This is a genomic window from Delftia sp. WSY_10, assembly GCF_043104705.1.
Lineage (GTDB): Bacteria > Pseudomonadota > Gammaproteobacteria > Burkholderiales > Burkholderiaceae_C > Comamonas > Comamonas tsuruhatensis.
In genome coordinates this window covers 182,765-201,896 of the sequence record NZ_JBICKY010000021.1, presented here as the reverse complement: position 1 = coordinate 201,896, position 19,132 = coordinate 182,765, and the positions used below count along the sequence as shown (strand labels likewise).

The 19,132-nt window shown below is 68.1% G+C and carries 18 protein-coding genes; 5 read left to right on the top strand and 13 right to left on the bottom strand.

Annotated elements, in window-relative coordinates; all coding sequences use genetic code 11:
* Positions 1-7: 7 nt before the first annotated feature.
* The 7 genes from ACF8ML_RS11985 to ybaK all read right to left on the bottom strand — a co-directional run bounded on the left by ACF8ML_RS11985 (position 8) and on the right by ybaK (position 8,925).
* Positions 8-1,768: an FAD-dependent oxidoreductase gene (locus ACF8ML_RS11985; protein ID WP_392408070.1), complete on the bottom strand. Its 1,761-nt coding sequence runs from the start codon at positions 1,766-1,768 to the stop codon at positions 8-10.
* Entirely contained in the window at positions 1,747-3,291 is a 1,545-nt protein-coding gene (locus ACF8ML_RS11980) for a polyamine aminopropyltransferase (RefSeq protein ID WP_034363641.1), read from the bottom strand. Before ACF8ML_RS11980 ends, ACF8ML_RS11985 begins: the two co-directional genes overlap by 22 nt.
* Before the next feature lie 87 nt (positions 3,292-3,378).
* Positions 3,379-5,523, bottom strand: a complete 2,145-nt coding sequence (locus ACF8ML_RS11975; protein ID WP_392408068.1) for a TonB-dependent receptor — start codon at positions 5,521-5,523, stop codon at positions 3,379-3,381.
* Positions 5,524-5,710: 187 nt separating this feature from the next.
* A complete protein-coding gene (locus tag ACF8ML_RS11970) occupies positions 5,711-5,929 on the bottom strand; it encodes a DUF350 domain-containing protein (protein ID WP_016449242.1) in 219 nt (72 codons plus the stop codon).
* Positions 5,930-5,947: 18 nt separating this feature from the next.
* On the bottom strand, positions 5,948-7,480 hold the full coding sequence (locus ACF8ML_RS11965) for a DUF4178 domain-containing protein (protein ID WP_016449241.1): 1,533 nt from the start codon (positions 7,478-7,480) through the stop codon (positions 5,948-5,950).
* A 98-nt stretch (positions 7,481-7,578) separates the two neighbouring features.
* Positions 7,579-8,262, bottom strand: a complete 684-nt coding sequence (gene plsY, locus ACF8ML_RS11960; RefSeq protein WP_392408066.1) for a glycerol-3-phosphate 1-O-acyltransferase PlsY — start codon at positions 8,260-8,262, stop codon at positions 7,579-7,581.
* 168 nt (positions 8,263-8,430) lie between these two features.
* Complete coding sequence (gene ybaK, locus ACF8ML_RS11955) at positions 8,431-8,925, bottom strand: Cys-tRNA(Pro) deacylase (protein WP_012206589.1); 495 nt, start codon at positions 8,923-8,925, stop codon at positions 8,431-8,433.
* Between the two features lie 57 nt (positions 8,926-8,982).
* On the opposite strand from ybaK, the gene ACF8ML_RS11950 reads away from it, so the two are divergent.
* From ACF8ML_RS11950 to ACF8ML_RS11935, 4 genes are read left to right on the top strand one after another with little or no spacing between them, the layout of a single operon-like run.
* Entirely contained in the window at positions 8,983-9,531 is a 549-nt protein-coding gene (locus tag ACF8ML_RS11950; protein WP_016449239.1) for a DUF2975 domain-containing protein, read from the top strand.
* Complete coding sequence (locus tag ACF8ML_RS11945; RefSeq protein WP_200903732.1) at positions 9,528-9,686, top strand: hypothetical protein; 159 nt, start codon at positions 9,528-9,530, stop codon at positions 9,684-9,686. Before ACF8ML_RS11950 ends, ACF8ML_RS11945 begins: the two co-directional genes overlap by 4 nt.
* A gap of 3 nt (positions 9,687-9,689) precedes the next feature.
* Positions 9,690-9,905: a helix-turn-helix transcriptional regulator gene (locus ACF8ML_RS11940; RefSeq protein ID WP_013801570.1), complete on the top strand. Its 216-nt coding sequence runs from the start codon at positions 9,690-9,692 to the stop codon at positions 9,903-9,905.
* The gene (locus ACF8ML_RS11935; RefSeq protein WP_047326810.1) at positions 9,902-10,522 is read left to right on the top strand and encodes a hypothetical protein; all 621 of its coding nucleotides are present in this window, start codon (positions 9,902-9,904) and stop codon (positions 10,520-10,522) included. Before ACF8ML_RS11940 ends, ACF8ML_RS11935 begins: the two co-directional genes overlap by 4 nt.
* Before the next feature lie 37 nt (positions 10,523-10,559).
* On the opposite strand, the gene ACF8ML_RS11930 is transcribed toward ACF8ML_RS11935, so the two are convergent.
* From ACF8ML_RS11930 to ACF8ML_RS11920, 3 genes are all read right to left on the bottom strand, one after another.
* Positions 10,560-11,621 carry an aldo/keto reductase gene (locus tag ACF8ML_RS11930; RefSeq protein ID WP_047326809.1) on the bottom strand — a complete coding sequence of 354 codons (1,062 nt, stop codon included), beginning with the start codon at positions 11,619-11,621 and terminating at the stop codon, positions 10,560-10,562.
* A 104-nt stretch (positions 11,622-11,725) separates the two neighbouring features.
* The gene (gene hppD, locus ACF8ML_RS11925) at positions 11,726-12,820 is read right to left on the bottom strand and encodes a 4-hydroxyphenylpyruvate dioxygenase (protein ID WP_133072531.1); all 1,095 of its coding nucleotides are present in this window, start codon (positions 12,818-12,820) and stop codon (positions 11,726-11,728) included.
* 21 nt (positions 12,821-12,841) lie between these two features.
* Positions 12,842-14,266: an amino acid permease gene (locus ACF8ML_RS11920; protein ID WP_392408065.1), complete on the bottom strand. Its 1,425-nt coding sequence runs from the start codon at positions 14,264-14,266 to the stop codon at positions 12,842-12,844.
* Positions 14,267-14,586: 320 nt separating this feature from the next.
* Here ACF8ML_RS11920 and ACF8ML_RS11915 point away from each other — a divergent pair, with 320 nt between their 5' ends.
* Positions 14,587-15,234 carry a TetR/AcrR family transcriptional regulator gene (locus tag ACF8ML_RS11915; protein WP_016449233.1) on the top strand — a complete coding sequence of 216 codons (648 nt, stop codon included), beginning with the start codon at positions 14,587-14,589 and terminating at the stop codon, positions 15,232-15,234.
* Here ACF8ML_RS11915 and ACF8ML_RS11910 read toward each other — a convergent pair.
* From ACF8ML_RS11910 to ACF8ML_RS11900, 3 genes are all read right to left on the bottom strand, one after another.
* On the bottom strand, positions 15,207-16,118 hold the full coding sequence (locus tag ACF8ML_RS11910) for a LysR family transcriptional regulator (RefSeq protein ID WP_016451411.1): 912 nt from the start codon (positions 16,116-16,118) through the stop codon (positions 15,207-15,209). The genes ACF8ML_RS11915 and ACF8ML_RS11910 overlap by 28 nt on opposite strands.
* 83 nt (positions 16,119-16,201) lie before the next feature.
* Positions 16,202-17,293, bottom strand: coding sequence for an ABC transporter ATP-binding protein (locus ACF8ML_RS11905; RefSeq protein WP_012206598.1), 1,092 nt, complete (start codon positions 17,291-17,293; stop codon positions 16,202-16,204).
* Positions 17,294-17,299: 6 nt separating this feature from the next.
* Complete coding sequence (locus tag ACF8ML_RS11900; RefSeq protein WP_012206599.1) at positions 17,300-19,039, bottom strand: iron ABC transporter permease; 1,740 nt, start codon at positions 19,037-19,039, stop codon at positions 17,300-17,302.
* Positions 19,040-19,132: the final 93 nt, after the last annotated feature.

Sequence of the window (19,132 nt, the reverse complement as noted above, 5' to 3'; positions counted from 1 at the left end):
GCCCGTGTCAGGTCCGCGCGCCAGCCCACAGGCCCGCATGGTGGCCACGCGTGAAGGCCTCCTCCAGTACCGAGTAGCCGGCCCAGTCGGAATGTGCGAACCACAGGCGGCGCGTGCCCGGCGTGGGCAGCAGGGCCACGCGCTCGCCGGCGCACAGCGCGCTGCGCCCCCGGTGCAGCGACTGCAGCGCCACCTGGCTGAGCAGCTGCTGGTCACCGGGACGGGGTATGGCCATGGCGTGGCCGTAGCGCGTGATCTCCATGCGCGTGGCCTTGTGCAGCAGGTCGGGATGGGGAACGAGCAGGCTGCCGACGATGCGGTCCCGCCAGAAGCCGAAGGGCTGGCCCAGCAGTTGCGCGCGCCCGTCAGGCCAGTCGCCCAGCGCCTGGTAGTAACTGAGCACCGTGGGCCGGGGCGTGAGCCGGTCCAGGCCCTGGTGGCCCGCGTCCACGTAGCCCAGACCGCCCGCATTCGGATCGGCAAACAGCACGTTGTCCCAGGCCGGATCGGCGCCGGGCCGGTCGGCCAGCGGCCGCTGCAGATGGATGTTGGCCACCAGCCAGGGCGCCCAGTCCAGCCGGCCGGCCACCGCGCGCAGGAAGTCCGGCGCATCGCGCACCACGCGTGCCGCGATGAAGCTGGGCAGGGCCACGACGCAGCGCGCGGCCAGCCAGCGCTCGTGCTGCTGGCGACCGTGGTGGTAGACGTCGATCTCCACACCGTCGGCACCTTCGGCGATGGATAGCACGCTGCAATCCGTCTGCAGGTCGGTGGAGCCCAGCCCGGCCACCAGTTGCTGCGACAGCCAGCCATTGCCCTGGGGCCAGGTCAGCACGGCATCACCCGCGTCTTCGGGCATGCGCTCATCCTGGCGGCGCGGGGCCGAGAAGCCGTGGCGGCTGGCGAAATAGTGCAGGCCCGCCCAGGCCGACACCCGCGCCAGGCCCGCGCCGAAATCGTCGCGGCAGCAGTACTCCAGATACCAGATCAGCTGCGCATCATCGATGCCCTGCTGGACCAGCCAGGCCTGCATGGTCTGGCCGTCCAGCGCGGCATGGGCGGCGGGCAGCCGGCCCTGGCGCTGCCAGACGCGGATGGACGGCATGGCAAAGGGCGCCCTGTCCATCTCCTGGGCCACGCTGCGCGCAAAGAGTTCGTACTGCTCCAGCGTGCGCGGCGCCACGCCATCGACGGGCAGCAGGCCCTCATGCCAGGCGCCCTGCCAGAACAGGCGCTCCTGCGGACTGTGGCACAGATGGCGCTCGTCGTACTGCCAGCGGCCCGCGCGGCGCTGGCGCAGGCCCAGGGCCTCGAGCCAGTCCTGGACCTCGGCCGCATCGTCGCCGGGCAGGGGCAGATAGTGGGCACCCAGCGGACAGGGCAGGCCCGCAATGCTGCCGCCCTGGCTGTTGCCGCCCATGGCCTGCTGCGTGTCCAGCAGGGCCACGCCCTGCACCCCCGACAGCTCCAGCGCCCGCGCAGCCGCCAGGCCCGCCATGCCGCCACCGGCGATCACCACGTTGGCGCGGTGCACCACGGCCGGCGCCGGCAGCGCCAGGCCCTGGCCCAATCGCTGCCAGAACGCGCGCAAGGCATGGCCGCGCTCCAGCGCCACGCCGCTGAAGCCACCAGGCAGGTCTTCCAGACGAGGCGGCGTTGGCGTGCAGCCGGCCAGGCCTGCGGCCGCACCGCCGGCCAGGCCCTGCAGCCATTGGCGCCGGCTCCACAAAGACGGGCGGTCGGGGCTCAACGCTCCACCCTGCCCCATTCGCGTTCGTAGGTATTGACCAGCACCTGGTTGGACAGGCGGTTGACCTCGGCCGGCACACGCGCCATGTCCAGCGGAAAGTCGAACATCAGCGCCATGGTCTGCGCGCTCAGAAAGCGCAGGCCCGCAGGCAGCGCATCGGGCTCGCGCCAGGGCCGGTGGCTGGCGATGACGAAGCCCCACTCGCCAAAGCTGGGCACATGGGCGTGGTAGGGCGTGGCCTGCAGGCCGATGGATTCGATGGTCTGCACCACGGTCCAGTAGCTCTTGCGCGCGATCAGGGGCGACGTGGTCTGCACCACGGCGTAGCCGCTGGCGGCCAGGCGCTTGTCCAGCAAGGCATAGAAGCTGTTGGTGAACAGCTTGCCGATGGCGAAATTGGTCGGGTCGGGGAAATCGACGATGACGACGTCGAAGGTGTCCCCGCCCTGCTGCAGCCAGTGGAAGGCATCGGTGTTGACGATGCGCACGCGCGCATCGCTGAGCGCATCGCCGTTGAGCCGGCGCAGCATGGCGTTGTCCTTGAACAGGTCGGTCATGGCCGGGTCCAGTTCCACCAGGGTGACCGACTCCACCGAGGGGTACTTGAGCACCTCGCGCACGGCCATGCCGTCGCCGCCGCCCAGCACGGCCACGCGCTTGGGCGCGCCATGCGCGGCCATCACGGGATGGACCAGGGCCTCGTGGTAGCGGTACTCGTCGCCTTGCGCGAACTGCAGGTTGCCATTGAGGTACAGCCGCGCGCCCTGGCGTCCCTGCGTCACCACGATGCGCTGGTAGGGCGAGCTGCTGGAGAGCACGATGCGGTCCTGGTAGAAATGGTCGTCGGCCAGGCGCGTCAGATGGTCGGCGCCCCAGATGCCCGTGCCCAGCAGGGCCAGCACGGCCGCGCAGGCCAGGGCATGGGCGCGCGGGCGCCGCAGTTCATGCCGAAACAGCAGCAGCGCCCACACCGCCACCGCCGCATTCATGAAGCCGAACAGCAGCCCCGTGCGCACCAGGCCCAGCTTGGGCACCAGCAGCAGCGGAAATGCCAGCGACACGGCCAGCGCCCCCAGGTAGTCGAAGGTCAGCACCTGGGACACCAGGTCCTTGAGCGTCACATTGCGCTTGAGGATGCGCATCACCAGCGGAATCTCCAGCCCCACCAGCGTGCCCACCACCAGCACCATGCCGTACAGCAGGAACCGGAACGCGCCGGGCGCGTAGGCATTGGCAATGAACAGCGTGGCCGGCAACGCACCGCCGATCAGGGCCACCATCAGCTCGATGCGCAGAAAGTGCGCAGGCAGGTGGTCCTCGAAATAGCGCGACAGCCAGGAGCCTATGCCCATGGCGAACAGGTAGCTGCCGATGATGGTGGAGAACTGCAGGACGGAATCGCCCAGCAGATAGGAAGCCAGCGCGCCCGCAGCCAACTCATAGAGCAGGCCGCAGGCCGCGATCACGAAGACGCTGACCAGCAGGGCGATGTCGATGGGGCGCGCCGGCTGCGCGCCGGCAAGAGAGGCTGAGGTTTGCACGGCCGGTATTGTGCGCGATGCGCCCCCCGTGTGCGCGAGAAGCGCCGTGCAACGGGAGAAGGCGCCGCGCGCCTCCTGGGGGTTCCGTCAGAACTGGTAGTTGGCGCTGACCAGCACGCTGCGCGGTGCGCCCGGCATGGAGCCGGAGCGCCAGTACTGCTTGTCGAACAGGTTGGACAGCGCCACGGTCACCGTCCAGGCGTCCTGGCGCCAGCCCACCAGCGCATCCCAGCGCGAGTAGCCGGGCAGGATGGCCGTGTTGGCGGCGTTGGTGAAGCGGCTGCCCGTGTAGGTCACGCCGACTTCGCCATACCAGGGTCCCTTGGGCGCATAGCGCAGGAACAGGTTGCCGTTGCGCTTGGCCGTGTCACGCAGGTACAGGCCCACGTTGGCAGGGTTTTGCGCGTCTTCAGCCACCTTGGCCTGCATGAAGGCCACGCCGCCGCGCACATACCAGGAACCGGCCACGCGGCCGGCCGCGCTGAACTCGATGCCGCGCGAACGGTCCTTGCCCCGGATGGCCCAGGTGTAGGGATCATTCTCGGGATCGGGGCGGTAGCGGATGTTGTACTTCTCCAGCTGGTAGACGGAGACCTGGGTGGACAGCGCGCCGCCCAGCCAGTCGCTCTTGACGCCGACCTCGGACTGGCGCGAGTACTGGGGCTCGTCGTCCGGCACCGCGCCCACGGCGGTTTCCACGGTCAGGATGCCGCGCCCGCCATAGGGCGAGTAGCTCTTGTTCCAGGACGCATAGAAGCTGTGCTCGCGCACCGGCTGCCACACCACGCCCACGCGCGGGCTGAAGCCGTTGCCGTCGGTCTTGCGCGTGAGGTTGGCGATCTTGTTGGTGCTCTGGAAGTCATAGCTGTCGTAGCGCAGGCCCAGCAGCAGCTTCCACTGCTCGGTCAGGCTGACCAGGTCCTGCATGTACAGCGCCTGGCCTTTGCCCTTGTGATAGTTGTCCTGGGTCGGCTTGCCCTGCGCCGGACGGCTGGGCCAGACGATGGGCTGCAACGGGTCATAGGCGAAGGTGCTGCCGGGCTGGCCGACGCGCGGCGCGCGCTCTTCCTCGCTGGCCTCCAGGCCCACCAGCAGATCGTGCCGGATGCTGCCCGTGCTGAACTTGCCCGTCAGGTCCAGCGTGTTGGACAGCGTGGTGTTGCGGGTCTGCTGCCAGGCGTAGTTGGGCGTGATCTTGCCGGTCGCGGCACGGTAGGTGCCGGCGAAGTAGTGGTCGAAATCCTGGCTGGCCTCGCGCTTGCTGGCCACCCAGCGCAGACTCCAGCGGTTGTTGAAGTCGTAGGACAGGTCGGAGCGCAGCACGCGCAGGCGGTCTTCCACATAGTCGCCCGGCGCCGCAAAGCCCTTGCGGATGGAGACACCGGCCGGCAGCTGGTCATAGACCGGACCGCGATCGGGCACGCGCCAGACGTTGTCATAGGTGTACTGGCCGGTCCAGCGCCAGCCCGTGCGCGAGTCCACCAGGATGCTGGGCGAGACCATCTCGTTGCGGTTGCGTATGCCTTCGCGGAAGCTGTGGGCCTGCTCGCGGTCGGCCGTCAGTCGCACGGCCACGTTCTCGTTGAGCACGCGGTTGATGTCGATGGTGCCGCCCACGTTGTCCCAGGAGCCGCCGCGCAGCGTGATGCTGCTCTTGGCATCGAAACGCGCCTGCTTGCTCACCATGTTGACCACGCCGCCGCCTGCGCTGCGGCCATAGAGCACCGAGGCCGGGCCCTTGAGGATCTCGATGCGCTCCACATTGGCGGTGCTGCGGCGTACCTGGCCGCTCTCGCGCACGCCGTCGCGGTAGATGTCGCTCTCGTCGGCCTTGAAGCCTCGGATGTACACGCCTTCGCCGCGCATGTCGTAGCTGGTGTTCACGCCGGGAACGCCGTCCAGCATGGTGGCCAGGTCGTTGATGCCGTAGCTCTTGTACTTGTTGACCTCCAGCGTGTCGATGGTCTGCGGGATGTCCTTGGGCGCCAGGTAGGTCTTGGTCGCCGTGGTCACGCCTTCGGGCCGCACGTCGTCAGGGTCGTACTGGGAGGCGTTGACCTGCAGCGTAGGCAGGGTGTGGGCCTGTTGAGGCTGCGTCTGCGTCTGTGCCTGGGCCGGATCGGCTGGGGCGGCCTCCTGGGCATGGACCGCGCCCGCCAGCGCGGTGGTGATGATGCCAGCGGTCACACCCACTGAAATCCTTGCCCTGCGGGCAGCTTGATGGTCTGTCATGGAAACCCTCTCTTCGAATGAAGGGGGCGATTTTATTTAGAATGCAAACGAATATCATTTGCAAACTCACCATCGACAAGGAATTTGTTGCGACGCAGCAACGCCGCCATGCGCAGCGCAGCCGCACCTTTTCAGGCGGGCTGCGTATCGGCAGGAGATGGGGAATGCGGGGGCCAGGCGGCCCCGTTCAGTGGATGGCGGCAGCGACGATGATGCTGATGCCCAGGCACATGGCGGCCACCACCATGGCCAGCGCCTTGTTGTGCTTCTCGACGATCTCGGCCCACATGTCCACGGGTGTGATCTTGTCGATGATGAAGAAGCACAGCCAGAACACCACCACGCCCACCAGCGCATAGAGGATCGAGCCGAAGAAGGCGGCGGGGTTGAGCCAGTCGAAGTTCATGATCAGTTTCTCCGTTGTTTACTTGTGGCTGCCGCCCGAGGTGTAGCCACCCCAGGAGCCGCCGCTGCTGCGGGTGTAGCTGTTGCAGTTGGCGTCGGTATTGGGGTCGCAGTTGGGGCGCGATGCGCAGCCGCGCAAGGTGACGAACACCAGCCAGAGGATGAGCAGCCCGATGATGATGGTCCACAGCCCGAAGCGGCTGCCCGACATCACACCGACCTGCGAGCGGTCACGCAACTGCTTGAGGCCGAAGGCCATTGCCAGCGTGGTGGCCGAGACGGCGCTGCCATGCGACCAGGTGGTCTCGCCGCTCTCGGTCTCGCTGGCCAGGAAGGCCTTGTTCTGCGCGCCTGCGCTCACATAGTCCACATTGCGCGTGGTCTGGCCGCGCTGCACGGGCCAGTAGAACTCGCCCAGGGCGTAGGTGGTCTCGGCCGTGTAGCGCGATTCAAGCTGGTACTGCCGGCCCATGTACTTGGCCGTGCTGCGGTTCTTGGAGAGCTTGGGCACGCCCGTGGTCACGCGGGCCATGCTCCAGCCATCGGAGGAATCGACCAGGAATGCGAAGCCGGCCTTCTGGTTGAACAGCAGGTACTCCTCCCAGCCAAAGCTCTCGTCGTCGCCAGGCTCCTGGCCCATGCGGTGCTGAAAGCCCACCACCTGCCATTGCTGGCCTTCCAGCACACCCTTGCTGCCCAGCGGGATGGCCGGGCGCACGGGCTCGTTCTGTTCCGCATAGGCCAATTCCTTGCCAATGCCCTGGCTCAGGTCCACCAGCGATCCGCAGCTGGGGCAGCTCAGGCTCTTGGTGGTGGAAAAGCGCACGGGCACCACGGCGCCGCACTTGGGGCAGTTGAAGTGCCGGCCCTGCTCACCCTTGAGCGAGGCGCCGTCGCGCAGCCCCTGCATCCTGAGGTCGTCCAGCACCACGCGCTCGCCCAGGCTCAGCGCGGGCGGCTGGACGGAGAAGTCCACGGACAGCACCTGGCCCTGCTCGCTGCGCAGCTCCACCAGCCGGTACGGTGTGCCAGGCTCGGGCAGCTGCGCCAGCTCGCCCTGGGCCGATACCAGCCGCGCGTTCTGCACGCTGCTGACCGTGAAGCTCTTGCCGCCCAGCACACGCTGCGAACCCAGCAGCCAGTCGGAGGCCTTGAACGGCCCGTTGCGCAGGGCCTCGGCCTCCCAGGGCCAGGACCAGACGAACTGGCCGTTGTCCTCGCTCAGGAAGCCCAGCGCGCCATCGCTGAACGCGGCCACCCATTCGCTCCAGGCGCCCGCCTCGCTCTTGAGCTGCAGCCGCCCGACCAGAGTGAAGTGCTCGGGCTTGCCGTTGCGCAGCATCTGGCCCGTGGCGCCGATGCGCAGGGGGCTGTAGTCCTCGAAGACCTCGGCCATGGAGCCACGGCGCTGCAGCACATCGCCCTGGCGCACCACGGTGCTGCGGCAGAACTCGCAGACGGCATAGCTGGCCTGGGCGCTGGCAAATTCCACGGGCGCGCCGCAGCCGGGGCATGGTGCGCGGTATACGCGCTGCGATGGACTGGATGCCATGTGTGAAGGTCGTCAGTGAAGAGAGGGCCTGGAGCGTGACCGGCCGGCCACGCCCCGCACGCAAGCTGCGCCCGTGGTGCGCAGCGCGGCGGCGACGGTCAATGCGGCTTGCCTTTGGCCGTGCCGGGCTTGGCCGCGGCGGCTGCTGCCGGGTCGGCCTTCTTGCTGCCCAGCCTGGATTCCTTGCCGGCCATCAGGCGCTGGATGTTCTCGCGGTGGCGCCAGATCAGCAGGGCCGCCATGGCGACGATGGCGGCGGCAATCGGTGTCTCGGCATACCAGACCACGCCGCTGCACAGCAGGTAGTAGACGGGGGCGAACACGGAGGCCACCAGGGCCGCCAGCGAGGAATAGCGGAAGAACACGGCAATGATCAGCCAGGTCAGCGCCACCGCCAGGCCCAGCCAGACGCTGATGCCCAGCAGCACGCCCAGGGCCGTGGCCACGCCCTTGCCGCCCTTGAAGCGGAAGAACACCGGGTACAGGTGGCCCAGAAAGGCAGCCAGCGCCACCATGGCCACCGTGCCATCGCCCATGCCGAAGCGGCTGCCGAACCATTGCACCAGGGCCACGGGCAGCCAGCCCTTGGCGGCGTCCAGCAGCAGGGTGACGGCCGCTGCCGCCTTGCTGCCGGAGCGCAGCACATTGGTGGCGCCGGGGTTGCCGCTGCCATAGGTACGCGGATCATTCAGGCCCATGGCCCGGCTGACGATGACGGCGAACGACAGCGAGCCGATCAGGTAGGCCGCCACGGTGGCGAGAAGGGGGTAGAGCGCGTTCAATTGAAGTCCTTGGCCGGTCTGTGGAGCGCCGGCGCGCGATCCGGCCGGCCATGATGGCCCGCCCTCCCTGATCGCCGACACATGTTTTTCATCAGGACCTGCGCGAACCCGGTGGAGGCGGTGGCCGCCTTCCCGTGTGCGCAAGTCGTGTTCATTTCTTCAGGGCATCTATTCTGCCAGCGCGCAGTGCACGGGCCGTGCATCCAGCAGCTGCACGCAGACCTGCGGGTCCAGCTGCACCAGAAAGCCCCGGCGCCCGCCGTTGATGGCGATGCGCGGCAGCGCCAGGATGCTCTCTTCGATATAGACCGGCATGTCGCGGCGCGTGCCGAAGGGCGAGGTGCCGCCGACCAGGTAGCCGCTGTGGCGGTTGGCGACTTCGGGCTTGCAGGGCTCCACGCTCTTGGCGCCGATCTGCCGCGCCAGGTTCTTGGTGGAGACCTTGCAGTCGCCGTGCATGAGCACGATCAGCGGCCTGGCGTCCTGGTCCTGCATCACCAGGGTCTTGACCACCATGTGCTCGTCCAGGCCCAGGCTGGCCGCGCTGTGCTCGGTGCCGCCGTGTTCCAGGTACTCATAGGGGTGCTCGGTGAACTCCACCTTGTGGGCGCGCAGCAGTTGGGTGGCCGGTGTCTCGCTGACATGAGAGTTTTTCTTGGACATGAATTTTTTATCGTTTTACAATAATTTTTTATCGATTCATCAATACAAGGCTGTGCCATGAACTATACGCCCCACGCCGCAGGCAACGCCCTCAGGCGCCACTCCCAGGCGGCGCGCATCCTGATTGCGCTCGGTGCCGTCGCGCTGCTGGCCCTGCCGGCAGCCGCCCTGCTGTCGCCGCAAGATCTTTCGGGCCAGGCGCAAGGCCTGCTGGGCATGCCGCCCGGCCAGCCGCTGGACATGGCTGCGCGCTGGCGCACCGCACTGGTCAGCCTGCTGCCCGTGGGCTGCGGCCTGTATGCGCTGCGCCAGCTGTGGACACTGTTCGGCGAGTACCTGCAGGGCCGTGTCTTCGGCCAGCAGGCGCAGCACGCCCTGATGCGCTTTGCCTGGACGGTGCTGGCGGGCGCGCTGGCCCTGCCCTTCACGCGCGCGCTGATGTCGGTGGCGGCCAGCATGGGCAATCCGCCAGGGCAGCGCTTCGTCACGCTGGGCCTGTACTGGCACGATGGCCTGCTGGTCCTGCTCGGCGTGGTGCTGGTCTCCATCGCCCATGTGATGCTGCAGGCGCGGCGCATCGCCGACGAGAACGCGGGATTCGTATGAGCGGCGTTCCCATCACGATCCACCTCATGGTGCTCCCCGGCCAGCGCCAGCTCTCGCTGCACCTGTACGAGGCCGCATTGGTGCTGCTGGGCCTATTCCTGCTGACCCTGGTGATCTTCCTTCGCGACGCCAACCGATTCCGGGATGGCGACTGAACCATGCCCATCATCGTCCACCTCGATGTGATGCTGGCCCGCCGCAAGATGCGCTCGCGCGAACTGGCCGAGATGGTCGGCATCACCGAACAGAATATTTCCCTGCTCAAGAGCGGCAAGGTGCGCGGCGTGCGCTTCGACACGCTGGAGCGCATCTGCGAGGCGCTCCAGTGCCAGCCCGGTGACCTGCTGGAATGGGTGGCAGGGCCCGAGGCTTGAGCAGCGGGCGGCTGCGGCTGATCGCGGGCCTGCTGCTGTCGCTGCTGCTGCACGGGGCGCTGCTGTGGCAGGGTCTGGCCCCGGACATTGCGCGGCCCGGCACCGGGCAGGCCGAGGCGCACCGCCTTCAGGTGGTCTGGGTCGAGACGCCGACTTCGACGCCGACGCCGGCGCCGGCGCCATCTCCTGCTGCAGCGGCTGCCCGGCCCGGACCGGCGCCCGCGCCCGCGCCTACGCGACGGCCGGACACCGCCGCCGTCGCACCGCCTTCAATGCAAAGCGCAGGGGCTGCAAAGGCCACGGAGCAGGCCGCGACAGCCGCCGCGCAAGCGCCTGTGCTCGCCGACACCGAGGCCGCTCCGGACGCCGCGCGCAGCGCCAGGGCCATGGGCCGCCTGCTGGACTCGGCCGCAGGCCGCGAGGCCGTGCAGTCGGCGGCCCGGCAGGGCCTGGTCAGGCCCCAGATCCATGCGCAGCGCGAGGACCCGCTGGCCAGCGGCATGCGCCAGGCCGCCCAGGGCGACTGCATGAAGGGCGAGTTCAAGGGCGGCGGCATGGGCCTGCTGAGTCTGCCCATGCTGGCGGCCGCTGCGCTCAAGGGCGAGTGCAGCCGCTGAAGGCGCAGGGCCTAGGCCTATTGCGCAGGGCTGAGGCCTATTGCGCGGGGTCGCGCACTTCCCAGCGGATGGCGTCGATGGCCGACAGCAGTTCGGGCGACAGTTGCGTGCCCCAGGCGTTCAGGTCCTCATCGAGCTGGGCCACCGAGGTCACGCCGATGATGGTGCTGGCCACCTGCCACTTGGTGTAGCAAAACGCCAGCGCCAGCTGCGTGGGCGTCATGCCATGCTCGCGCGCCAGCGCGTTGTAGCGGCGCGCGGCGGCCAGGGCTTCGGGCCGGCCCCAGCGCTGCTTGCGCACAGACTCGTAGCGCGCAATGCGTGCGGCCTGCGGCGCAGCGGGATCGGTGGGCGCATGCACGTCGAACTTGCCCGTGAGCAGGCCGAAGGCCAGCGGCGAATAGGCCAGCAGCGACACGCCCAGGCGGTGGCAGCTTTCATCCATGCCGTTTTCCCAGCTGCGGTTGAGCAGGCAGTAGGCGTTCTGCACCGAGGCCACGCGCGGCAGGCCGTGCTGCTCGGCCAGGCGCACGAATTCGTGCACGCCCCAGGGCGTTTCGTTGGACAGGCCGATGTGGCGCACCTTGCCTTCACGGACCAGGCGGCCCAGCGCCTCGAGCTGCTCATGGATGCCGGTCTGCGAGCTTTCCTTGGACGGGTCGTAGTACAGCTGGCCGAAGGCCGGCACATTGCGCTCGGGCCAGTGGATCTGGTAGAGGTCGATCACGTCCGTGCCCAGGCGGCGCAGGCTGCCTTCGCAGGAGGCGGCGATGTCGGCCGCCGTCATGCCCTTGCCCTCGCGCACCCAGGGCATGCCCCGCGAAGGACCGGCCACCTTGGTGGCCAGCACGACCCTGGCGCGCGCGCCGGGGCGCTGGGCGAACCAGCGGCCGATGATGGTTTCGGTGGCGCCGCAGGTTTCGGAGCGTGCGGGCACGGCATACATCTCGGCCGTGTCGAAGAAGTCCACGCCGCGCTCCAGCGCGCGGTCCATGATGGCAAAGGCCTCGGCCTCGCCGACCTGCTCGCCGAACGTCATGGTGCCCAGGCAGATGGGGCTGACTTGCAATGCGCTTTGACCGAGCGCCACCGGTTGCATCGAGGGGGAATTCATGGGCACCGAGTGTAGGGCCGCCCGTGTTTACCCTGACGACAGCGCGCCCACCCGGCCAGGGCCGGGCGGGCGCGCTGCGTCCGTCGGGATCAGGCGCTCTGCGGTGCCTCGGCCTGCAGCACGCCGCGGTTGATCTGGTCGCGCTCCATGGACTCGAACAGGGCCTTGAAATTGCCTTCGCCGAAGCCTTCGCGGTAGTTGCCCTTGCGCTCGATGAACTCGAAGAACACGGGGCCCAGCATGGGCTGGGAGAAGATCTGCAGCAGCAGGCGCGGCTGGCCGCCCTCGGTCGTGCCGTCCAGCAGGATGCCGCGTGCCTGCAGCTCGCCCACGGGCTGGCCGTGGCCGGGCAGGCGGCCTTCCAGGTTCTGGTAGTAGATGTCGTTGGGCGCGGTCAGCAGCGGAATGCCGGCCATCTGCAGCTGGTCGATGGAGTCCAGCAGGTTGTCCGTCAGCAGCGCGATGTGCTGGATGCCCTCGCCGTTGAACTGCATGAGGAATTCCTCGATCTGGCCGCCGCCCTGGCGCGATTCCTCGTTCAGCGGAATGCGGATCAGGCCGTCGGGCGCCGTCATGGCCTTGGAAGCCAAGCCCGTGTATTCGCCGGAGATGTCGAAGTAGCGGATCTCGCGGAAATTGAACAGCTTGCTGTAGAAGTCCGCCCAGTAGGTCATGCGGCCGCGGTAGACGTTGTGCGTCAGGTGGTCCACCACCTGGAAGCCGTGGCCCTTGGGGTTGCGGTCCACGCCGGGCAGGAACTCGAAGTCGATGTCGTAGATGGACTTGCCTTCGTCGAAGCGGTCGATCAGGTACAGCGGCGCGCCGCCGATGCCCTTGATGGCCGGCAGGCGCAATTCCATGGGGCCGGTGGGAATTTCCACGGGCTGCGCGCCCAGCTCCAGCGCGCGCTTGTAGGCCTGGTGCGCATCCTTGACGCGGAAGGCCAGGCCGCAGGCCGAGGCGCCGTGCTCGGCCGCGAAATAGGCGGCCTGTCCCGGCTCATTGTTGATGATGAAGTTGATGCCTCCCTGGCGGTACAGCAGCACGTTCTTGGAACGGTGCCTGGCCACCAGGGTGAAGCCCAGCTTCTCGAACAGCGGCTCCAGCACGCCGGGCGTGGGCGATGCGAATTCCACGAATTCGAAGCCCATCAGGCCCATCGGGTTGTCGAACAGGTCTGCCATGGTTGGTTCTCCTTGAAGGTATCAACGGGGGATGTGCGCGGGTTCCAGTACGGATTCCAGCACAGGCGTGGGACGTTGGCGGAACACGAGGCGATAGGCCCCGTAGACCACCAGGACCCAGATCGGAATGGCCAGCGCGGAGGACCGCACCGACGGTGTCAGCAGCATCACGCCCACCACCAGGGCCATGGCGGCCAGGCAGATGGCATTGGTCAGCGGCGCGGCCGGTGCGGGAAAGCCCAGCACGGTCCCGCGTGCCGCATGGGCCCGGCGAAAGCGCCAGTGCGCCACGATGATGATGGTCCAGGTGATCACCAGGGCCGCCACGATCAGCGACATCAGCAGCTCCAGCACGCCGGCCGGCGCCACATAGTTCAGCACGATGGCCAGCGCCGTGAAGATGGCCGGATAGACGATGGCCCGCACCGGCACGCCGCGGCGGTTGACCTGCATCAGCGAGCGCGGTGCATTGCCTTCGCTGGCCATGCCGTACAGCAGGCGGCTGTTGCTGTAGACCATGCTGTTGTAGACCGACAGCGTGGCCGTGAGGATCACGAAGTTCAGCAGGTGGGCGGCCACGTTCTCGCCCAGGCCCGAGAACACCAGCACGAAGGGGCTGCTGCTGTAGGTGTCGCCGCCGGACTTGAGCTGGCCCAGCAGGTCGGTCCAGGGCATCAGCGACATCAGCACGGCCATGGAGCCGATGTAGAACACCAGCACGCGGTAGATCAGCTGGTTCACGGCCTTGGGGATGACGGTGCGCGGCTGGTCGGTCTCGGCCGCCGCGAAGCCCAGCATCTCCACGCCGCCGAAGGCGAACATGATGAAGGCGAAGGCCATCACCAGGCCTGAGAAGCCGTTGGGGAAGAAGCCGCCGTGCGTCCACAGGTTGCGCACGGTCTGCTCGGGCCGGTCGGCGCTGAACAGCAAATACAGGCCTGCGCCGATCATGGCCATCACGGCCACGATCTTGATCAGCGCGAACCAGAACTCGAACTCGCCATAGGCCTTGACGTTGATGAAGTTCACGCCGTTGATCAGCACGAAGAACACCGCCGCCGTCACCCAGGTGGGTATGCCGGGCCACCAGAACTGGATGAACTTGCCTGCGGCCGTCAGCTCCAGCATGCCCACGAGCACATACAGCGCCACACAGTTCCAGCCCGCCAGAAAGCCCGCGAAGCGGCCCAGGTAGCGGTTGGCGAAATAGCTGAACGAGCCCGCGTTGGGCTCCTCGACCAGCATCTCGCCCAGGAAACGCATGATGAAAAAGATGATCAGCCCGCCAATGGCGTAGCCGAGCAGCACGGACGGGCCGGCCAGCTCGATGATGCCGGCCGAGCCCAGGAACAGGCCCGTGCCGATGGTGCCGCCCAGCGCGATGAGCTGGATATGGCGGTTTTTGAGCCTGCGCTCCAGATGGCCCTGCGAGGAAGAACTGTGCATCAAGGGGGTGCTCCGGCTCTCAGCAAGGCGCGCGGCGGCGCAGGGGTTGGAACACTTCGGTGGTCTTCACGGCAATGTCTCCTCGTGGGGTGCCTGTTGGAATGCGGGGCCTTGTGCGCCCCTTGTTGATGGGTATCAACTATAAAAAACAATAAATTATTATTTCTTGTAATTTATCCCTATGGACAAGCCCAAAAAGAAGGAGTAGCGAAGGCCATCGACGCATTGCCGCCCGCCATGCCGCACTCCGGCAACGGTTGAACGCCCGCAACAAACAAAAACAATCTACTATTATTTTTTTGCCCTCTGGAGCCCAGAACATGACGACGTCCGCCACGCAGCGGCGCGCACGCACGCCGCAGACCGAGCGTGTGGAGACAACGCAACGCAAGATCATCGACTCCGCCCTGGCGCTGCTGCGCGAGGGCGGCTTCAAGAGCGCCACGCTGCAGGCCATCGCGCGCGGCGCCGATGTGTCGCTGGGCGCGCTGCAGCACCACTTCGAGAGCCGCGATGCGCTGATGGAGCGGCTGGTCATCGAGGTCATGGAGCCGCTGAGCGACCAGGGCACGGTCTGGCCCGACAAGGCCCTGCCCCTGCGCGAGCGTGCCGAGGCCTTCGTCACCCTGGCCTGGGACAACATCTTCGGCGCGGCCAACTACCAGGCGGCCTGGAGCATGTTCTTCGGCTGCAAGGCCTCCCCCTCGCTGTTCGACCGCGTGGACGCGCGCCGGGTACATGTGGACAGCGTGTTCTACACCCGCTTCCTGGACGTCTTCCCCGAGATCGCGGCCCACCATCCCCGCCCCCAGGGCTTTGCGGCCATGGCCTTCGCCATCCTGCGCGGCACCGGCGTGCTGGAGCTGTTCGAGGTGGGCGAGCAGGAACGCCAGGGCAGCCTCGATGCGCTGGTCGAGGCCATCGTCCAGGCAGGCACCCCTCAGGCCGGCGGCGGCGCCGCCGCCTGAACCTCGGTCAGCCCCCAGACCCTGCGCAGCTGCGACAGCGTGGCCACCAGGGCCGGGTCGTGCTCGGCCTCGCGCGGATGGATGAAGCCCAGCTGCGCCGACACGCGCGCATGCGGCCAGATGGCCACGCAGCCATGCTCGGCCGCGGCCAGGGCGCGGTCCTCGCGCAGCAGCGCCAGGCCCAGGCCGGCGCGCACCAGGCTCTCAGGCGCGGCGGCGGCATCGCTTTCCACGATCTGATTGGGGCTCAGCCCCTGGCGGGCGAACAGCGCCAGCAGCAGGGCCTGCTCATGGTGCTGCGCTGGCGCGCCGATCCAGGGCAGTTGCGCCAGGTCCTTCCAGCCCGATTGCAGGACGCGCTCGCGCAGCGCGGGCGGCGCCGCCACGCGGTAGTGCAGTGTCTGCAGCACCAGCGCGCCCAGGTCGCGCGGCATGTGGGCGCCGATGTAGAACGCGCCCTGCAGGCCGCCGGCCGCGACCTGCGCGCGCAGCTCCTCGGCCCAGCCCTGGCGTGTCTTGATGTCCAGCAGCGGCAGCGCCTCCACCAGGCCATGCAGCAGCGAGCCCAGGCGCAGCGCCTCGGGGTCGGCCACCGTGCCCAGCAGCAGCTGGCCGGTGACCTCGCCCTGCAGCTCGCGGGCCTGGCCCTGCAGCCGACCCGCTGCATCCAGCACCTGCCGGGCGGGCTCCATCAGGGCCTCGCCGGCCCGCGTGAGGCTGATGCGGCCCGGGCGCCGGTCGAACAGCGCCACGCCCAGCTCTTCCTCCAGCGCCTTGATCTGGGCCGTGATGGCGGGCTGCGTCAGATGCAGGGCCTCGGCCGTGCGCGTGACGCTGCCCAGCGTGGCCGCCGTGACGTAGGCGCGCAGCTGATACATCTCCATGGGCGGCCAGCCTAGCGCAGGCGCCAGGGCCTGCGGCCCGGGCAGGCCCGGGTTTCAGGGAACATCCCTAGCCGTCTCATCGTTCACTCATCGAGGTAGCGCAGCTGCGTGGGCTCGATGCCCAGGCGCACCGGCATGCCCATGGGGAACATGGCAATGCCTGCGTAGTGCGCCTGGTCGGCGACCACGGCCACCTCGCCCACGCGCACGCGGTAGCGCGAGAACTCGCCCAGGAATTCGGCGCTCTCGATCTGTCCTTCCACCCACACACGCGAGGCATCGCCCGCATCGTCGCGCACCGCAATCTGCACCTGGTGCGGCCGGAAGGCCAGCGCCGCGCGCCCCGGCACGGGCGGCTGGGCCGGGCGCGGCAGGGTCAGCGTGCCCAGGCCCGGCACCTTGAAGACCAGCGACTCGCCTATCGTCGGCAGCACCTCGCCCTCCAGCACATTGGCCGTGCCGACAAAGCCCGCCACGAAGCGGTTGGCCGGATAGTCGTACAGCCCCGCCGCCGAGCCCACCTGCTGCAGCACGCCCTTGTCCAGCACGGCCATGCGGTCGGCCGTGGTCATGGCCTCTTCCTGGTCGTGGGTGACGAAGATGGTGGTCAGGCCCAGCTTGCGCTGCAGGCTGCGCAGTTCCTCGCGCATCTGCACGCGCAGCTGCTTGTCGAGGTTGGACAGCGGCTCGTCCAGCAGCAGCAGCTTGGGCGCGATCACCACGGTGCGCGCCAGCGCCACGCGCTGCTGCTGCCCGCCCGACAGCTGGCCCGGGCGGCGCTGCGCGTACTGCGACAGGCCCACCAGCTCCAGCACTTCGCCCACCTTGCGGCGGATGGTGTCGCGGCTTTCGCGGCGCTCGACCAGGCCGAAGGCCACGTTGTCGTACACCGTCATGTGCGGCCACAGCGCGTAGTTCTGGAACACCATGCCGATGTTGCGCGCATGCGGCGGCACGCCCGTGATGTCCTGCCCGCCCACCAGCAGCTCGCCGCGCTGGTGCCGGTTGAAGCCCGCGATCAGCCGCAGCAGCGTGGACTTGCCCGAGCCCGAAGGCCCCAGCAGCGCGAAGAACTCGCCGGGCTCGATCTTGAGGTTGACGTCGCGCAGCACTTCGTTGCTGCCGTAGCTCAGGCTGATGTGCCTGCATTCGAGGGAGACAGGGTCCAGGTGCATGGCGGTTCACTCCGAAGTCGATTGCACGGTGGCGCGCGAGCGCTCCACGAAGCGGTGCGAGAAATACGTGCCCAGGCCGACCACGACCACGGCCAGCACGCCCAATGCCGCACCGGGCCCGCGCCCCGAGATGCTTTGCATGTACAGGTAGATGCCGTAGCTCATGGGCGCCTGGCTCTGGGCCGAGGCCAGCATGATGGTGGCCGACAGCTCCACCGCCGCCGTGATGAAGCTGGTGACGAAGCCGGCCAGGATGCCGCCGGCCATCAGCGGCACCATCACGCGCCGTATCACGCTGGTGCGGCCCGCGCCCAGGCTTTGCGCGGCCTCCTCCAGCGAGATGTGCACCTGCTGCAGCGCCGCCATGCACGAGCGCAGCGCATACGGCAGCCGCCGCACCGCATAGGCCAGCATGATCAGCACCCAGGTGGTGACGATGGGCGTATCGGTGAAGGGCAGGTTCACGCCCTTGAACAGCCGCAGGTAGCCGATGGCCAGCACCAGACCCGGAATCGCCAGCGCCACCGAGGCCAGGTAGTCCAGCCACTGCCGGGCAGGCAGCCGCGTGCGCAGGATCAGGTAGGCGATGGCGGTGCCGATCACCACGTCGATGCCCGCCGCCATCAGGCAGTACAGCAGCGTGTTGCCGATCATGTAGCCCGAGTCGGTGAACACCGTGGCGTAGTGCTCCAGCGTATAGCTGTCGGGCAGCACCGAGAAGCTCCAGACCTTGGAGAACGACATCAGCAAGATGCCGATATGCGGCGCCAGCACCACCAGCAGCACCAGGGCGATCCAGCCATAGGCCAGCAGCGCCTCCCAGGCCGACAGCCGGCGCTTTTGCAGCGCGCTGCCGCCCTTTTGCAGCGTGGCGTAGTCCTTGCCCTTCATTACCCGCGCGGCCAGCCACAGGGCGACGATGGAGAACGCGATCATGATCACGCTGATCACATAGCCCAGCGGATCATCGAGCCCCACCGAGGTGATGCGCAGATAGGCCTGGGGCGCCAGCATATTGGTCACGCCCATCACCAGCGGCGTGCCCAGGTCGTCGAACACCTTGACGAACACCAGGGCCGCGCCCGCCAGGTAGCCGGGCATGGCCAGCGGAAAGATCACGCGCCGAAACAGCCGGAAACCGCGCGAGCCCAGGTTCAGCGCCGACTCCTCCATGGCCCCGTCGATATTGCGCATGGCCGCCACGAGGTTGAGCAGGATGAACGGGAAGTAGTGGATGCTCTCCACGAAGATCACGCCCGTCAGCCCCTCCATGATGGGCACGGTGAAGCCGAACCAGTCGTCCAGCAGCAGGTTGACCGAGCCGCTGCGCCCGAAGATCAGCTGCAGCGCCACCGCCCCCACGAAGGGCGGCATGATCAGCGGCAGCACGCCCAGCGTCTGTATCAGCAGCGCGCCCCGGAACTCGAAGCGCACCGTCAGGTAGGCCAGCGGCACGGCGATCAGGCTGGCGAAGAACACGCTGGCCAGGGACACGCCCAGGCTGTTGAAGAACGACTCGCGGAAGACGGTCTGGCCGAAGAAATTGCCGAAGTGCCCCAGCGTGAGCCCGCCGCCTTCATTGACGAAGGCGGTGTAGACCACCATGCCCACGGGCACGATGAGAAAGGCCAGCAAAAAGGCCAGGATCAGCGCGAAGGCCAGCCACGGCCCCCAGCCCGACGGAATGCGCCGTGCGCGCGCAGCAAGGGGGGCGGCGCCGGGCGCCGCCATGGAATCGATGCTCATGCGAATGCTCCGCAGCGAAAGAGACTGCCAAGGGGAGTGCATGCAGGCGCCCGGTGCCGGGCCCCTGCGCCACCTACCACGCCACCTACCACG

Excerpts from the sequence above, each read along its gene's own strand:
- ACF8ML_RS11950 (WP_016449239.1), top strand. The coding sequence starts at position 8,983 with ATGAACTATACGCCCCACGCCGCAGGCAACGCCCTCAGGCGCCACTCC.
- ACF8ML_RS11940 (WP_013801570.1), top strand. The coding sequence starts at position 9,690 with ATGCCCATCATCGTCCACCTCGATGTGATGCTGGCCCGCCGCAAGATG.
- ACF8ML_RS11915 (WP_016449233.1), top strand. The coding sequence starts at position 14,587 with ATGACGACGTCCGCCACGCAGCGGCGCGCACGCACGCCGCAGACCGAG.
- ACF8ML_RS11985 (WP_392408070.1), bottom strand. The coding sequence starts at position 1,768 with ATGGGGCAGGGTGGAGCGTTGAGCCCCGACCGCCCGTCTTTGTGGAGC.
- ACF8ML_RS11975 (WP_392408068.1), bottom strand. The coding sequence starts at position 5,523 with ATGACAGACCATCAAGCTGCCCGCAGGGCAAGGATTTCAGTGGGTGTG.
- ACF8ML_RS11970 (WP_016449242.1), bottom strand. The coding sequence starts at position 5,929 with ATGAACTTCGACTGGCTCAACCCCGCCGCCTTCTTCGGCTCGATCCTC.
- ACF8ML_RS11945 (WP_200903732.1), top strand. The coding sequence starts at position 9,528 with ATGAGCGGCGTTCCCATCACGATCCACCTCATGGTGCTCCCCGGCCAG.
- ACF8ML_RS11920 (WP_392408065.1), bottom strand. The coding sequence starts at position 14,266 with ATGCACAGTTCTTCCTCGCAGGGCCATCTGGAGCGCAGGCTCAAAAAC.
- ACF8ML_RS11910 (WP_016451411.1), bottom strand. The coding sequence starts at position 16,118 with ATGGAGATGTATCAGCTGCGCGCCTACGTCACGGCGGCCACGCTGGGC.
- ybaK (WP_012206589.1), bottom strand. The coding sequence starts at position 8,925 with ATGTCCAAGAAAAACTCTCATGTCAGCGAGACACCGGCCACCCAACTG.
- ACF8ML_RS11900 (WP_012206599.1), bottom strand. The coding sequence starts at position 19,039 with ATGAGCATCGATTCCATGGCGGCGCCCGGCGCCGCCCCCCTTGCTGCG.
- ACF8ML_RS11930 (WP_047326809.1), bottom strand. The coding sequence starts at position 11,621 with ATGCAACCGGTGGCGCTCGGTCAAAGCGCATTGCAAGTCAGCCCCATC.
- ACF8ML_RS11965 (WP_016449241.1), bottom strand. The coding sequence starts at position 7,480 with ATGGCATCCAGTCCATCGCAGCGCGTATACCGCGCACCATGCCCCGGC.
- ACF8ML_RS11905 (WP_012206598.1), bottom strand. The coding sequence starts at position 17,293 with ATGCACCTGGACCCTGTCTCCCTCGAATGCAGGCACATCAGCCTGAGC.
- hppD (WP_133072531.1), bottom strand. The coding sequence starts at position 12,820 with ATGGCAGACCTGTTCGACAACCCGATGGGCCTGATGGGCTTCGAATTC.